At 50.7% G+C, this 14,714-nt stretch carries 12 protein-coding genes; 8 read left to right on the top strand and 4 right to left on the bottom strand.

Translation table 11 applies throughout. The features are described 5' to 3' along the window. The first annotated feature begins 1 nt into the window (after window position 1). Window positions 2-2,389: an EAL domain-containing protein gene (locus ABJ225_RS20675; RefSeq protein ID WP_218246366.1), complete on the top strand. Its 2,388-nt coding sequence runs from the start codon at window positions 2-4 to the stop codon at window positions 2,387-2,389. Window positions 2,390-2,424: 35 nt separating this feature from the next. Here ABJ225_RS20675 and ABJ225_RS20680 read toward each other — a convergent pair whose 3' ends face one another. From ABJ225_RS20680 to ABJ225_RS20690, 3 genes are read right to left on the bottom strand one after another with little or no spacing between them, the layout of a single operon-like run. Next, window positions 2,425-3,348, bottom strand: coding sequence for a polysaccharide deacetylase family protein (locus tag ABJ225_RS20680; protein WP_347321507.1), 924 nt, complete (start codon window positions 3,346-3,348; stop codon window positions 2,425-2,427). A 2-nt stretch (window positions 3,349-3,350) separates the two neighbouring features. Next, the gene (locus ABJ225_RS20685) at window positions 3,351-4,700 is read right to left on the bottom strand and encodes a glycosyltransferase family 2 protein (RefSeq protein ID WP_347321508.1); all 1,350 of its coding nucleotides are present in this window, start codon (window positions 4,698-4,700) and stop codon (window positions 3,351-3,353) included. 2 nt (window positions 4,701-4,702) lie between these two features. Then, window positions 4,703-5,518: a glycoside hydrolase family 16 protein gene (locus ABJ225_RS20690; RefSeq protein WP_347321527.1), complete on the bottom strand. Its 816-nt coding sequence runs from the start codon at window positions 5,516-5,518 to the stop codon at window positions 4,703-4,705. A 504-nt stretch (window positions 5,519-6,022) separates the two neighbouring features. Here ABJ225_RS20690 and ABJ225_RS20695 point away from each other — a divergent pair. From ABJ225_RS20695 to ABJ225_RS20705, 3 genes are all read left to right on the top strand, one after another. Next, window positions 6,023-7,129: a histidine kinase N-terminal domain-containing protein gene (locus ABJ225_RS20695; protein WP_238282681.1), complete on the top strand. Its 1,107-nt coding sequence runs from the start codon at window positions 6,023-6,025 to the stop codon at window positions 7,127-7,129. A 106-nt stretch (window positions 7,130-7,235) separates the two neighbouring features. Further along, window positions 7,236-7,454, top strand: a complete 219-nt coding sequence (locus tag ABJ225_RS20700) for a DUF1659 domain-containing protein (RefSeq protein ID WP_142129411.1) — start codon at window positions 7,236-7,238, stop codon at window positions 7,452-7,454. Between the two features lie 35 nt (window positions 7,455-7,489). Next, window positions 7,490-7,708, top strand: a complete 219-nt coding sequence (locus tag ABJ225_RS20705; RefSeq protein WP_056540094.1) for a DUF2922 domain-containing protein — start codon at window positions 7,490-7,492, stop codon at window positions 7,706-7,708. A gap of 53 nt (window positions 7,709-7,761) precedes the next feature. Here the strand turns inward: ABJ225_RS20705 and ABJ225_RS20710 are convergent, their stop codons facing one another. After that, the gene (locus ABJ225_RS20710; protein WP_347321509.1) at window positions 7,762-8,967 is read right to left on the bottom strand and encodes a M20 family metallopeptidase; all 1,206 of its coding nucleotides are present in this window, start codon (window positions 8,965-8,967) and stop codon (window positions 7,762-7,764) included. A 252-nt stretch (window positions 8,968-9,219) separates the two neighbouring features. Here ABJ225_RS20710 and ABJ225_RS20715 point away from each other — a divergent pair, with 252 nt between their 5' ends. From ABJ225_RS20715 to ABJ225_RS20730, 4 genes are all read left to right on the top strand, one after another. Next, window positions 9,220-10,761, top strand: coding sequence for an AbgT family transporter (locus tag ABJ225_RS20715; protein ID WP_347321510.1), 1,542 nt, complete (start codon window positions 9,220-9,222; stop codon window positions 10,759-10,761). A 278-nt stretch (window positions 10,762-11,039) separates the two neighbouring features. Then, window positions 11,040-12,218: a galactokinase gene (locus tag ABJ225_RS20720; protein WP_481900644.1), complete on the top strand. Its 1,179-nt coding sequence runs from the start codon at window positions 11,040-11,042 to the stop codon at window positions 12,216-12,218. Next, on the top strand, window positions 12,215-13,219 hold the full coding sequence (gene galE / locus ABJ225_RS20725) for a UDP-glucose 4-epimerase GalE (protein WP_347321512.1): 1,005 nt from the start codon (window positions 12,215-12,217) through the stop codon (window positions 13,217-13,219). Before ABJ225_RS20720 ends, galE begins: the two co-directional genes overlap by 4 nt. After that, complete coding sequence (locus ABJ225_RS20730; protein ID WP_347321513.1) at window positions 13,216-14,703, top strand: UDP-glucose--hexose-1-phosphate uridylyltransferase; 1,488 nt, start codon at window positions 13,216-13,218, stop codon at window positions 14,701-14,703. The genes galE and ABJ225_RS20730 overlap by 4 nt, the downstream gene beginning before the upstream one ends. Window positions 14,704-14,714 lie beyond the last annotated feature (11 nt).

Here is a 14,714-nt window from a genome sequence, read left to right on the forward strand (position 1 = left end):
CATGTTTTTTTTATACTCAGTTATCGTCGCATTGATTCCGATCATCATCGGCGCCACCATCCTTCGCATGTTCAAAGGAAGCCGTCTATCGAGGGTGCTTTTCTTATTCCTCGTTTTCGCCACGTTCTGGCAGTTGGATGTGTCGGTATTATTCGCTTATACGCTGCTCCCTGAGGAGGTAGTCGAGTTTCTCTTCAGGCTCTTCCGGTTCGGCAGCATCATGATCGCACCGATTCTCTTCCACGTGGCCTACACCGTTTATACGCAGGAAATGAAGCACTTGAAGGGGACCAGATGGCGCTTCTTCATGAATAGGAGCATCCTCATCTTCTTCTATTGCTGGAGCTTCGCTGTTTATGTGATCGGATGGACCGAGAAGGGGGTCGCCTCCCTGCGGGTGATCAATCCAGGTCATGCATTCCCATTCTACTTCCCTGTACCAGGCGAGTATTCGTGGGTATTTTATCTTAATACGATCATGTTCGCCGTCAGTCTCGCTGTATCCTATTTATTATCAAGATGGATCGAGAGCCCGGCCCAGCGTTCCTTCCTGATCCACTTCACCATCTCCACCGTGGTGGGCTATTCCCTCGGGGTACTGAATCTTTATCCCGGTTCCATGTTGCTACCGAGTTCATTCGCGGTCCTGCTTTTCGCCATTTCCATCCTGATCTTGTCTAATCGCATCCATGTGGAAACCGTGAAGAAGATGAATGAACGGATCGATGAGCAGCACACCTTCCTGAGGACGGTGATCGATATGAACCCGAGCTATATTTATGCAAAAGATGAGGACGGGCGGTATTCCCTGGTGAATCTCGCTTATGCCTCCTTATTCGGGCTCTCCAAGGATGAGATGATTGGCAAGACCGATCTGGAGCTGCGAGAGAGCAGGCAGTCGGGCAGGGACATTGCGGAAATGGACCGGTTCATCCTGCGGACGATGAAGGGGATCGATGTCGAGGAAGAGAAATTCGTCGACACAAGCGGCGGTGTCCGCTGGCTCCAAACGTCGAAGATCCCCATTGTGACGGATGACACCACCCTGGTGCTCTGTGTATCCACAGACATCACGGAGCGGAAGGAGCATGAAGAAGAGCTTGCCTATCAGGCGAATCACGATGTATTGACGAGGCTCCCGAATCGCCGGCAGTTCAATGATGATCTCACAGGCTTCCTTGAGGATGCCTCCGGTGGAGCCCTCATGCTCATCGATCTGGATCGATTTAAATACATCAATGATACCCTTGGTCACGACTTCGGGGACTTGCTCCTCATCGAAGTTGCCGAGCGTTTGGAAGATTTCCTGCGGCCGTATGGAGCGAACGTCTATCGGCTTGGCGGGGATGAGTTCACCCTTCTCTTCCCGGATTGTTCCAAGGAGGACGCGGTGGCCATCGCCAACGATCTGCTCGATCAGTTCAGAAGGGAGTTCTGGATACAAGGGCAGGAATATACCATCACACCGAGCATCGGGATCAGCCTTTATCCACAGGATGCCCGAGACGCCAAGACGCTCATGAAAAATGCCGACACGGCCATGTACTATGTGAAAGAGAAAGGGAAGAACAGCTTCCAGTTCTTCTCTGATGAAATGAACCATCAGTTCTACCGGAAGATGGTCATCGAGAAAGAGCTGCGGTCGGCTCTCTCCCGCAACGAACTGACCTTGCATTACCAGCCGTCCTGGCACCTTTCTACTGAGAAGGTGTGCGGGATGGAGGCACTCCTTCGATGGACCAACCAAACCTTAGGTCCAGTGTCGCCGTCTGAATTCGTTCCCGTTGCTGAAGAAACGGGACTCATTATCCCGATAGGGGAATGGGTGCTGAAGGAAGCCTGCAAGCAGAACGTCCGCTGGCAGCGTGCCGGCTACCCGCCGATGAAGGTAGGCGTCAATGTCTCGATCAAGCAGCTCCTTGACGAATCATTCGCCTGCATGGTGAAGGACGTTCTGAAGCGGACGGGTCTCAATCCGGATTATCTCGATCTTGAAGTCACCGAGAGCATCGCCATGTACGAGCTCGATATCATGATCCGGAAGCTGAACGAACTGAAGGCGATCGGCGTCTCCATCTCTATGGATGATTTTGGGACAGGCTACTCAAGCTTGAGCTACCTGAAGCAGTATCCTCTCGATACGTTGAAGATCGACCGTTCCTTCATCAAGGGGATCACTTCCCACGAAGACCACAAAGCCATCGTCATGAGCATCATCTCCATGGCCAAGCATCTGCAGCTGAAGGTCACCGCAGAAGGAGTCGAGGATATGGGGGAATACGACTTCCTGAAACAGACTGAATGCGATGTGATCCAAGGGTATGCCATCAGCAAACCTCTGTCTCCTGAGGACTTCGAGAAGAATGTCTTCGGCAAGATGAAACTATAATGAAAGCCGTCCCGGTCATCCCGGGACGGCTTTCTTCAATGATGGGGTTTGAAGATGGATTGAAACTTGGTCATGGTGGTATCGTAAAAGACCGAATGCCTCGGGAGCTCATAAAGATGGTCGGCTTGAGAAGCGTCACGCTCTTCCGTTGTGAATGCCATGCTGGTTCCGAGTTCCTTCAGGATCCTGATGGACTTGGGGGAATATTCCCCGTAAGGATAAGCAAAAGCAAGGCTCTCTCCCTTCAGGACCCCGATGCTTTTCGCAAGATCTTTTTTGATGGCATCTGCGTCTTCCGTGATCAAAAAGCTTTTCTCATCCTCCATGGAGGAGCCTTTCCGGTGATGGAAGTCAAAGGTATGACTGTAATAGGAAAAGACGGTGCAGGCGGAGGAAAGTTCCTTCGTGCTGGCGTACTGGACATATTCCGGGGTGAAGGGACGGTCTTCCGCTGTGATCATACCTGCGATCAGGAAGCTTGCAGCCTGAAATCCGTACTTCTTCAAAATTGGATATGCCTCGGTCACGTTGTCTTTATATCCGTCGTCGAAGGTGATGACGACGCTCTTTTTGGGGATCTCCTGTTTGTTTACAAGGAATTCATGGAGCTCAGGAAGGGTAAGGGACGTGAAGCCTTCTTCTTTCAAAAACGCGATCTGTTTCTCGAATTCCTCCTTCGTGACGATCATCTGGTTTACCTTCCCGTCAATCATGTGCCGGGACGAGAGGTCGCTCTCCTCCACGATGCGGTGATAGGTGAGAATCGGGACCGTACCGTCAGTTCTCGTACTTCCCGTGAACTTCCTGGGTTCCTTCGCACAGGCGTCGATCTGGATGTTGCTGTCTGCCGCTGCAGTCGTGACAGGCTCAGGGGGAAGAAGCTCGGTGAAGTAGAGGAAGATGCCTGCAAAGATGCTGAAAAGAAGGGCGAGGAAGCCGGATGCGAAAAGGCTCTTCATCATCATGCCCGCTTCACTCCCTTCCAGCCTACCGTCCCGGTACGTTCAAACTTATCCCATGACTGGGGCTGATGGAAGTAGGAGAGGGTGCCGTACACGACGAATACGAGGTTGATCATCCGGTACACGCCGATTTCCACAGGCAGGAAGCAGAGGATCCGGATGATGTCCCGTTTCGAAAACCGGATGCCGTGAAGCCTGCTGATATAGATCGTGATGATGCTTTGATACATGAAGAGCAGGACGGCTGTCAGCCCGAGCAACAGGAAAAGCGTCATCCCGTCATGGCGGAAGATGAAGACAACGGGTGCAGCAATCACGGTGAACGCATTCAGCGTGCCGATGATGAACTGGTCGACCAGGAAGAAAAGGGAGAATCTCCAGGAAAACCGGGTGAAATAGGAGGAGCGGTAGTGAATCAGGCAGTCGATGAATGCCTTCTGCCATCGGACCCGCTGCTTGAACATGGACTTCAATGTATCGGGGCACTCCGTGTAGCAGACGGCGGAAGGAACAAAGGCGATCCGCGAGCTCCGGCCATTCTCTTCGATCCACCGGTGCAGTTTCAGGGTGATATCCATATCTTCGCCAATCGTACTGCGGAAGCCTTGTATGTGGAATAGTGTCTCCCGGCGGAACGTGCCGAACGCGCCGGCGATGACCGTGATGGCGCCGACCGCTGCCTGTGCCCGCTTGTGGAGGAGAAAGGCGGTCAGATACTGAAGGAACTGATAGCGGATCACGTTCGGGATCGTAAATGTTGGCTTCAGATTCCCGATCTCACCTGAAAATGCCTGAGAAATCAAGACGTTGCCGCCGCAGGCGATGACCCTGTAATCCTGGAAGGCCGCGTTCATTTCCACTAACGCATCTTCTCCAAGGATACTATCGGCATCCAGGGTGACCACGAGCTCGTTGCGACTGAAGGTGATGCCTGCATTCAGTGCATCGGCTTTCCCGCCATTCACTTTATCTAGCACATAGATCGAGGGATGGAGAGAGGAACGGAAGACATTGATCACTTCTTTATGAATGAGCCCGTCGTCTTCACCAGGTCTGTGGTAGATATGGAGATCCAGTAATTCCTTCAGGACATCGAAGGTGGAATCGATCGAGCCATCGTTCACGATGATCAGCTCCGCGTCCCGGTGGGCCTGATGCAAATAGCCGTGTATGCAATTCTCGATCACCTTCTCTTCATTATAAGCGGGAACGATGATGGAGAAGGAGTGCTGTCGGTTGATGGGGATCCGTTTCTTCTTTTCATTCTTGAACAGGGGGACCAGGATATAGACGGTTTGAAACAGGACGAAGGCGATAAAAAGTGTGAATGTAACCAAGAGCAATAGCATATTCATTCCTCCCCGCGGTCTTGATAGACCCGCACATAGTCAATCAGGAATTCTTCATTTACATTCCCCGGCTCTGGGTCCCCCGGCCATATTCCGCCGATGGCGGTATTCATATAAAGAAAGAGAGGGACATCCGGAGAGAAGGCTGTGGTTTCGAATACCACCTGACCGTCGAGCGTCCAAGAGATCTTGTCTTCATCCCAGATCATCCCGTACGTGTGGAAGTACTCGTGAAAGGCTTCCTCCCCTGTATAGGTGAGGTAGTCCCGTTTTTGAACGCCTTTACCATCCTTCCAGTGAACGACGAAATAGAGGTTGTTCGGTTCCTGTCCGATATTCTCCACCACATCGATCTCGGGCAGCCAATCCTCCGATTCAGAGTTCACGAGCCAGAGAGCTGGAAATACTCCTTTTGAAGAAGGGAGTTTGGCCCGTATTTCCAATTTGCCGTATGTGAATTCAAATAAATCTTCCGTGGTCACAGCCCCTGACGTATAATCCCTTCCTTTAAAGCGCTCCGATTTCGAGGAAAGTACGAGGTATCCGTTTCGCGCCGTGACATTGTCGGGCGTGTAATACTGGAGCTCCTCGTTCTTATCTGATGGCCAGTCCTGGATATTCCATTTCTCTCTCCAAGAGTCTCCACTGAATTCTTCTTCAAAGATCAGTATCCAATCGTCCTGGGACTGGGAGCGGGGAGAAAGATCCCTCAGTTTAAACGGGAAGGACTCATCTGCCTGGATCTCAGCGTGATCCTTGGAGGTCACGTCCGATGAAATAGTGAGAATGAGACAGAGGAAGAGGAAACCGATGAGCACCTTCAATGAAATCACCTCAAGTTCTTAATAATGAACAATAAAAGAGTGAAATACCAGTGGTTCGCATGTCGAAGGGGATGGAATCTGGTTGATAGAGTTTGGAAAAATAGTTCAGAGGTAAGGGTGTCTGGTTCAAGCTCTTGATGATAGAGTGAAAGTTGGGAAGGGTTGTTCTTTATTAAGAACTATAGTAGCAGGTAATTTTCTTCACGTAAAGAATCATTTTTTATTGAACCTTGTCATATAGTGTCGTTTTTTGTGTTTTATTATAAGTTTACTAGTTCTTTATAATGAAATATCCTATAGAAATAAGAGAATAGAAGAGAAATACGGAGGATTCCGACGGGTGGAAGGGATTTTCCAACTTTGACAGTAGAAGAAAGTATCACCAAAAGCCAAACTCATCCATTTACCGCCTTTATTAATGGTATGATAGGGTTATTACTAGTGAGAGAGCGTGCTGGAATGAAGGAGATTGACCAAAAGATGACTAGTCCCAGTGAAATGATGATAGATTTTTTGAAGCGGCATGAAAATGAAATGATCCAGAACTGGCTCGATGACATCGTGATTTCAGATACAGATAAGCATAAAGAAGAGGTTGAGCGTAATGCAAGACGCATGTTCCATCTTGTCATACGCGCGGTTGAAAGACCCCTCACAGAAGAAGAGATGCTTTTCCTCGCCAATAAAACCGCCCAGGAGCGGGTGGATGCCGACGTGAACATCAGTGAATTCGTGTACAACGTCAACATCGGTAAAAGTACGATCATCAAATGGCTGAATCACTCCTTTATGGAGCATGGGGGGTTCCAGCCAAAGCTCGACTTTGTGAATGAGTTGTTTGATCGATTTTCTTATCTGGCCGTGAGGCGGTATACGGAAATCAAAGATCAGGTGCTGAAGGAAAAGGAGCTCTATATCGACCAAACCCATAAAGAACGCTTGACCATCCTCGGACAGATGAGCTCAAGCTTTGTCCACGAATTCAGGAATCCCCTGACCTCCATCGTCGGATTCATGAAGCTGTTGAGAAATGATTATCCTGATCTCCCATATATGGATATCATGCAGCATGAGCTCGATCAATTGAACTACCGCATCTCCCAGTTTCTCCATGTTTCCCGTAAGGAGCTCATCGAAAGCAAGCAAGAGCGGATGAGCCTCATGAGCCTTCTGGAAGAGCTGATAGAATTTCTCTATCCGACCCTCCTGGACGGGGATGTGTCCATTCAGAGCCACTGTTCGCCGGATGTGATGATAGTGGGGAATAAGGACGAAATCAGACAGGTTTTCCTGAATTTGATCATGAATTCCATTGATGCCCTTCAGGAAGTGCAAGGCTACCGCCATATCAATGTGAGTTGCGAAATGCTGGAGGATGATGTGGTGGTCACCTTCTGCAATAACGGGCCACGGATCGAGGAAGAGAAAATCGAAGCGATCTTCGAGCCTTTCTTCACAACGAAGGATCTCGGTACAGGCATCGGCCTCTACATTTGTAGAAAGCTTGTGGAGAAGCATAATGGTACCCTCACCTGTCGTTCCACCGATGAGAAGACGACTTTTACTATACGCATCCCGGTTGAATCCACTGTTTTTCAACCATGACCGACCGGCTGATGCCGGTTCTTTTTTTTGTTCTGAAAAAAGTTTACGGTGCAGGTACCCTTAAACGCTCCCAAACCCTATATAAAGGGTGAAGGGGGTGATAAACATGGCAGCGATCGACTTAAAGGATACACGCATCCGATTCCAGTTTTACAAAGGGCTTGATGGTGACGGCAAACCGGTTTTCGAGTACAAGTCCTACAGCTACATCAACGGATCTGCATCTGCAGATGACGTCAACAGCACCGCTGATTCATTGGCGGGTCTTTCGGAAAAGACGCTTTCCAATGTGGAAGTGGTCAAACGATTCGACGTGAATGCGTAATGCAGGGTGAATCATGAAAAGAGGAGGAGAAAAGAATGGCAAAAGCATTAGAATTGATTTTCAGGAATGAAATGGGCAAGCTGGCAACGATTTCGGTCATCGGGCCGAAAGAGCCGGTGGATGCAGCCGCGGTGAAGGCCGCCATGGAGAATCTGATTGCAAAGGATGTTTTCGGAAGTTCAGGCGGGTCACTCGTTTCCATCGAAGGCGCACGCATCGTGGAACGAAATGTAACAGATTACGAACTGATGTAATAGGAAAGGGGAGTGTGTCAATTGACACACTCCCCTTTTTTGAATTGAATCGTTCAGCTTTTTTGGACGGCAGCTTCCGTCGTCGAGGCCGCCTTATCCAAGTATGAAACGGATGCACTTAGAAGGACTTTGGCTGCATTCATCATGGCATCCTCATCGATATCGAACTTCGGGTGATGATGCGGGTAGATGGCATTCTTCTCTGGATTGCCTGCACCTGTGAAGAAGAAGGTGCCCGGTACTTCGTTCAAGTAGTGGGAGAAATCTTCCCCGCCCATCATCGGTTCAAGCTCAAATACGTCGTCTCCGAAAAGGTCCTGGGCACATGAAACGAGGTGAGCCGTTTCGGCGATATGATTGATGACCGCCGGATACCCTTTGTCGTACTTGAATTCGTAAGAAGCGCCGCTTCCGGTGCAGAGTGCACTCAGGAATGTTTCCATCTCCTTGATGATGAATTCCTGTGTGCCTTCATCGAACGTCCGTACCGTCCCGACGATTGAAGCCCGATCGGCAATGATATTGAAAGCATCTCCTGCGTGGAAGGAACCGACGGTGATGACCGCGGGGGACAATGGGTTGATGCGCCTGCTCACGATCTGCTGCAGCCACTGGATGTAGTTCGTACCGAGCATGATGCTGTCCACCGTCTCATGGGGAGATGCACCGTGTCCGCCTTTCCCTTGGATGGTCACCTCGAATTTATCGGCCGCGGCCATGATCGGTCCCGCATTATAGCCGATCTTCCCGACAGGGATCGTACTCCATAAATGGGTTCCGAAAATGGCATCGACGCCGTCCAGGCATCCGTCTTCGATCATGGGCTTGGCTCCGCCAGGGGCGACTTCCTCTCCGAATTGATGGATGAGGACCACGTTCCCCTTTAAATGCTCCCGGTTTTGCTGGAGTACCTTGGCCGTGATCAGAAGAGTGGCTGTGTGCGCATCGTGACCGCATGCGTGCATGGCACCATCAACCTTTGACCGGTACGGTACATCCTTTTCATCGTGCAGGGGAAGGGCGTCGAAGTCTGCTCGGAGGGCCACCGTCTTACCCGGCAGACCGCCCTTGATTGTACCGACGACACCGTTCCCGCCAACGCCGGTCCGCACCTCGATGCCGAGCTCGCTCAGGTAGTTTGCGATGTATTCCGGCGTGTGGACTTCCTGGAAAGAGAGTTCGGGACGTTCGTGCAGATAGCGGCGAATCGAGATCATTTCCTGTGCGTGCTGTTCAAGCTGACTGAGTAGTTGATCCATGAAAAAACCCCTTTTCAATATGTAGTGAATAATAGTATAAATAGTTTGAATAATAGGTAAAATCATATCAAAGATTTCAAGGGTTGTGGGATGATTTTGGAAAAATACCGAATGTAACCGATTAAATCTGAAAATTTGTATAATTTCACAAAAATTGAGCTTCTATTTTGTGAGATATCACATGGCATTTTTGATTCACTCCTATATAATCGGTCATAATACAAATTTTCAGAAAACAACAGGAGTGATCAGATGGAATCGGTTCGAAAGACGAATCAAGTGATGGACAGGACAAAAAAGAACTGGTTTGGTAAAATGTTGGACATTGTGGAGAAAACGGGGAATAAGCTCCCCGACCCCGTCACCTTATTTATCATTTTCGCCTTCATTGTCATTATCGTATCGTACATAGGCTCTGCAGCAGGGTGGAAGGCCATCCATCCGTCCACCGGCGAAGAAGTCACCGTGGTCAGTCTCCTTTCGGCAGAAGGGCTGCAGCGGATGATGACCAATATGGTCAAAAACTTTGCCGATTTCCCGCCACTCGGGGTGGTGCTTGTCACCATGATCGGGGTGGGTGTCGCAGAAGGAGTCGGGCTTATTTCAGCGCTTCTGAAAAAAGTCGTGTACTCCACCTCGCCTAAACTGATCACCATCAGTATAGTCTTCTCGGGAATACTTGCCAATATAGCGGGGGACGCCGGATTCATCGTCCTTCCTCCGATTGCTGCCATGGTGTTTGCGAGCGTCGGACGGCACCCGATCGCCGGAATGGTGGCTGCGTATGCTTCAGTGGCAGGGGGATTCAGTGCCAATCTCATCGTCAACATGCTTGACGCCCTTTTGGCAGGCTTCACGGAGTCATCGGCTCACATCATCGACAAGGATTTTGTCGCAAATCCCGCTATGAACTGGTACTTCCTCATGGCTTCCTGCATCATCATCATTCCTGTTGCCGTTTGGGTGACGGAAAGAATTGTCGAACCGCGCCTGCCTGCTTACACAGGTCCTCAGATGAAAATGGACAAGCTGTCGGCCCTTGAGACCAGGGGCTTAAAGTGGGCAGGAGTCACAACGCTTCTGTTCCTCGCCCTCGTCGCCTGGACGATCGTGCCGGAAAACGGTGCCCTCAGGGGGGAGAATGGTTCCATCATCATTTCTCCGTTCATGAACTCCCTCGTACCACTGATCATGGGCTTGTTCCTCCTTCCGGCAGTGGTCTACGGCTTCATCACGAAAGAACTGCGCAACGATAAGGATGTGGCGCAGGCGATGGCCACCTCCATGGGAACCATGGGGATGTATATCGTCCTCGCCTTCTTCTCGGCACAGTTCATCACCTACTTCAACTGGAGCAATCTAGGTGTCATCCTTGCCATCAAAGGAGCTGGTGTCCTGGAAGGCCTTGGACTTGAAGGGCTGCCCCTCATCCTCGGATTCATCGTCATCACGGCCTTCCTCAATCTTTTCATCGGAAGCGCTTCGGCGAAATGGGCCATCCTCGGACCTGTATTCGTCCCGATGTTCATGATCCTCGGCTTCGACCCTGCCATGACGCAGCTTGCCTATCGGATCGGCGATTCCATCACGAACCCGATCACGCCGATGTTCGCCTACTTTGCCATCCTGCTCGCCTTGGCGAAGAAATACGATAAGAACCTTGGACTCGGCTCACTCATATCGGTGATGCTACCGTATACGATCTTCTTCGCCATCTCATGGATGTTATTCTTTGTCCTTTGGTATTATCTCGGCCTGCCCCTCGGCCCTGGATCGGGAATTTTCTTAAAATGATACAAAATTAAAAACCCGAATTCACATGCCTTATCGCAGGCAAGTGAATTCGGGTTTTACTATGACTAAAACTCGGTTGTCCCAGGCTCTGTTTTTAGTTTGAATAGGAGGGGTGTTCCAGATTCCATATGACTCTATCCTCTACATTCCCCCCCCATTTGCCTTCATCGTTCGAAAGACTCGTTTAGTAAAAGTTTTACTAAAATAAATTGACGCTTTTACCCGACTTCCTTTATGATACAAATGAAAGCGATTTCTATTGTGCGTGAAAGCGGGGGATCAGGGTGGAATTACTGAACGATTTTCACCGTGTGTTTGGGTCGGATGCAGACCGGATGTTCTTTGCTCCGGGCCGGGTCAATTTAATAGGTGAACATACGGATTATAACGGAGGGCATGTGTTTCCTTGTGCCATCAGTCTCGGGACATATGTGGCAGTTAAGAAACGGGAAGACCGGCTGGTCAGGGTCCATTCTTTGAACTTTGCAGAAGAAGGGATCATTACGTTTTCCGTTGATGACCTCAATTACGTCAAAAGCGATGGATGGGCCAATTATCCAAAAGGGATGATGGCGTCCCTTGTACAGGATGGGCATCAATTGGAATCGGGGATCGATCTCTTATTCTACGGGAATTTGCCCAACGGGGCGGGGCTTTCGTCTTCAGCATCCCTTGAGCTCGTGACGGGAGTGGCTTTGCAGGAGTTGTTTCACCTCGATGCGGACCGGATCCGGTTGGTGCAGCTGGGGATGAAGACGGAGAACGACTTTATCGGTGTGAACAGTGGAATCATGGATCAGTTTGCCATCGGCATGGGAAAGGAAGGCTACGGGATCCTTCTGGATGTCCGGTCCCTTGAACATGAATATGCTCCATTGCCCTTTGATGGGCACAGCCTCGTCATCATGAATACGAATAAGCGCCGGGAGCTTGCTTCATCCAAATATAATGAACGCCGGTTGGAGTGTGAAAAGGCATTGTCTTACCTGCAGCGTGTTGTCGGGATCGAGACACTCGGGGATTTGAGCCTTGCTGAGTTCGAGAAGTATGAGCAGGCCATACCGGATGCCGTCCTGAAAAAAAGGGCCAGGCATGCAGTGTCTGAAAATGTCCGCACGGTGAAGGCATTCCATCTGTTGAACCAGCATCGGTTAGGGGAGTTCGGAGAGCTGATGAATGCATCCCATGTCTCCCTTAAAGAAGACTACGATGTGACGGGGCGTGAGCTGGATGTCCTTGTAGAGGCTGCATGGAGACAACCGGGTGTACTCGGGGCCAGGATGACAGGTGCTGGGTTCGGTGGGTGTGCCATTGCCCTCGTAGAGAATGCCCATGTGCAGGCATTTGTCTCGTCGGTAAGTGATGAATACAAGAGAGTGATAGGATATGAGGCATCATTTTTCACAGCGGAAAGCGCAGATGGCGCCAAAGAATGGAAAGGAAGGGTGATCGTATGAGCATCTTGGTACTGGGAGGAGCGGGGTACGTCGGGTCCCATGCCGTTCAGGCATTGGTGGAAAGAGGATATGACACGGCAGTCGTGGATAACCTCGTAACGGGTCATCGCGAGGCGATAAACGAGAAAGCGAGATTCTATGAGGGGGATATAAGGGATCAGCCGTTTTTGACATCGGTGTTTGAACAGGAAGATGTAGAGGCGGTCATTCATTTCGCTGCGTCTTCACTGGTAGGAGAATCCGTGTCCGAACCCCTGAAATACTGGGATAATAACGTGTCCGGTACTCGGGTCGTCCTGGATGTGATGAAGGAGGCGGACGTGAAGCATATTGTGTTCTCGTCGACGGCTGCAACGTACGGTGAGCCCGAGCAAGTGCCGATCACAGAGGATATGCCGGAGCGACCGACAAATCCGTATGGCGAAACGAAGCTGGCCATGGAAAAACTCATGCGCTGGTGTGATGAAGCGTACGGAATCCGCTATGTTTCCCTGCGCTACTTCAATGTAGCGGGAGCAGGTGGTTCGATCGGGGAGGATCATGAACCCGAGACGCATTTGATCCCTCTCGTATTAAAGACGGCCCTCGGGCAGCGGGAGAGCATCTCGATTTTCGGGAACGATTATGACACTCCCGATGGCACATGCATCAGGGATTATGTGCATGTCGAAGATCTCATCGATGCCCATCTTCTTGCGATCAATTACCTACAAGAAGGCAAGGAGAGCGGAATTTTCAACCTCGGGAGCAGTCAGGGATTTTCCGTCAAGGAGATCATCGAAACGTCCAGGCAGGTGACGGGACAACAGATTCAGGAGAAGATTGCTCCAAGACGGAAGGGGGATCCTGCAAGGCTGATTGCTTCATCTGATAAAGCGCGGTCTATACTTGGGTGGACGCCAACGAGGACGACCATCGAACGAATCATCTCAGACGCATGGGAATGGCATAAGGGCCATCCCCGTGGATACAACGATCAGAAAGGTGCTGATCTTTCATGAGGATCAATCGCCTGCTCCATTCCCTTGTTCACAAGGGGTTTTTAGCGGGACTCATAAGGGAAGAAGATATGATATACGTCCGGAACCGGCTCCTGGCCGTCCTGGATCAGGATTCCTATGAAGAAGCAGGTGTAGTGGATGTGGAGATGGATATCCCTGATCTGCTTTCGGCCATTGCGTTGGATGCCCTGAATCTCGGGATCATTGAGGGGGGAGAGGAAGAAGTGCTGACGGCCGAGCTGATGGACTGCTTCATGCCGAAGCCGTCTGAAGTGAATGGTCAATTCCGCACCCTCTACGCGGAAGATCCGATCCGGGCGACGGACTATTTCTATAACCTGAGCCGCTTGAGCAATTACATCCAGACCAAACGCATTGCCCAAAATGTCCATTACAAGGTGGATAGCCTTTACGGCGAACTCGACATCACCATCAATCTGTCGAAGCCGGAGAAGGACCCTGCCCAAATCGCAAGGGAGCGGCTGCTGCCGAAGTACGATCACCGTTATCCCGTGTGCCTTCTCTGTGTAGAGAATGAAGGGTACAAAGGGAGATGGGATCATCCAGGAAGAGCGCATCACCGCATGATCAGGCTCGGTCTTGGTGGAGAAGACTGGATGCTACAGTATTCACCGTATGTGTATTATGACGAGCATTGCATCATCCTCTCGGAGGAGCACCGACCGATGGAGATCAACCGCGAGGGCTTTGGGAGGCTCCTGGATTTCGTGGAGCAATTCCCGCATTATTTTGCGGGATCCAATGCCGACTTGCCGATAGTGGGAGGATCGATCCTTTCCCATGATCATTACCAGGGTGGACGCTATGAATTTGCCATGGCAAGAGCCGGGGAAGAGGTGACTTGTCCCCTGACATCCCATCCGTCCATCCGTGCCGCCATTGTAAAGTGGCCCATGTCGGTCGTGAGGCTGAGCGCAGATGAAGCGGGACCGCTCCTCGATGCGGCAGATGACATCCTGCAGGGATGGAGGGCTTATAGTGACCCTTCCGCAGGCGTCTTCGCATCCACAGAAGGAGAACCTCATAATACCATCACTCCCATTGCCAGGAAGCGGGATGGGCGATATGAGCTTGATCTCGTCCTCCGCAACAATCGGAGAAGTGACGAGCACCCCTTCGGCATCTTTCATCCCCACGAAGACGTCCACCATATCAAAAAAGAAAACATCGGCCTGATCGAGGTGATGGGGCTGGCCGTCCTCCCGGCACGTCTGAAAACAGAGCTCTCACTGGTGGAGAATGCCCTTCATGGAGACGTGGAAGAGGCTCCTGTCCATCACCGGGAATGGGTGAGGGAGATCCGCGAAAAGCGCAGTGAAGAGATTACCCCAGACACTTCATCATCGATCGTCAGGGATGAACTGGGTAAGAAGTTCTCCCGGGTGCTGGAAGATGCGGGGGTATTCAAACGGACAGAGGAAGGGATGGAAGCATTCAGGCGGTTCATGGCTCAATTTGAATAAGGTGGGATACG

Origin of the sequence: Rossellomorea sp. RS05, assembly GCF_039822645.1 — a bacterium.
Lineage (GTDB): Bacteria > Bacillota > Bacilli > Bacillales > Bacillaceae_B > Rossellomorea > Rossellomorea marisflavi_B.

Excerpts from the sequence above, each read along its gene's own strand:
- ABJ225_RS20710 (WP_347321509.1), bottom strand. The coding sequence starts at position 8,967 with ATGGATCAACTACTCAGTCAGCTTGAACAGCACGCACAGGAAATGATC.
- galE (WP_347321512.1), top strand. The coding sequence starts at position 12,215 with ATGAGCATCTTGGTACTGGGAGGAGCGGGGTACGTCGGGTCCCATGCC.
- ABJ225_RS20675 (WP_218246366.1), top strand. The coding sequence starts at position 2 with ATGTTTTTTTTATACTCAGTTATCGTCGCATTGATTCCGATCATCATC.
- ABJ225_RS20685 (WP_347321508.1), bottom strand. The coding sequence starts at position 4,700 with ATGCTATTGCTCTTGGTTACATTCACACTTTTTATCGCCTTCGTCCTG.
- ABJ225_RS20680 (WP_347321507.1), bottom strand. The coding sequence starts at position 3,348 with ATGAAGAGCCTTTTCGCATCCGGCTTCCTCGCCCTTCTTTTCAGCATC.
- ABJ225_RS20700 (WP_142129411.1), top strand. The coding sequence starts at position 7,236 with ATGGCAGCGATCGACTTAAAGGATACACGCATCCGATTCCAGTTTTAC.
- ABJ225_RS20695 (WP_238282681.1), top strand. The coding sequence starts at position 6,023 with ATGATGATAGATTTTTTGAAGCGGCATGAAAATGAAATGATCCAGAAC.
- ABJ225_RS20715 (WP_347321510.1), top strand. The coding sequence starts at position 9,220 with ATGGAATCGGTTCGAAAGACGAATCAAGTGATGGACAGGACAAAAAAG.
- ABJ225_RS20730 (WP_347321513.1), top strand. The coding sequence starts at position 13,216 with ATGAGGATCAATCGCCTGCTCCATTCCCTTGTTCACAAGGGGTTTTTA.
- ABJ225_RS20705 (WP_056540094.1), top strand. The coding sequence starts at position 7,490 with ATGGCAAAAGCATTAGAATTGATTTTCAGGAATGAAATGGGCAAGCTG.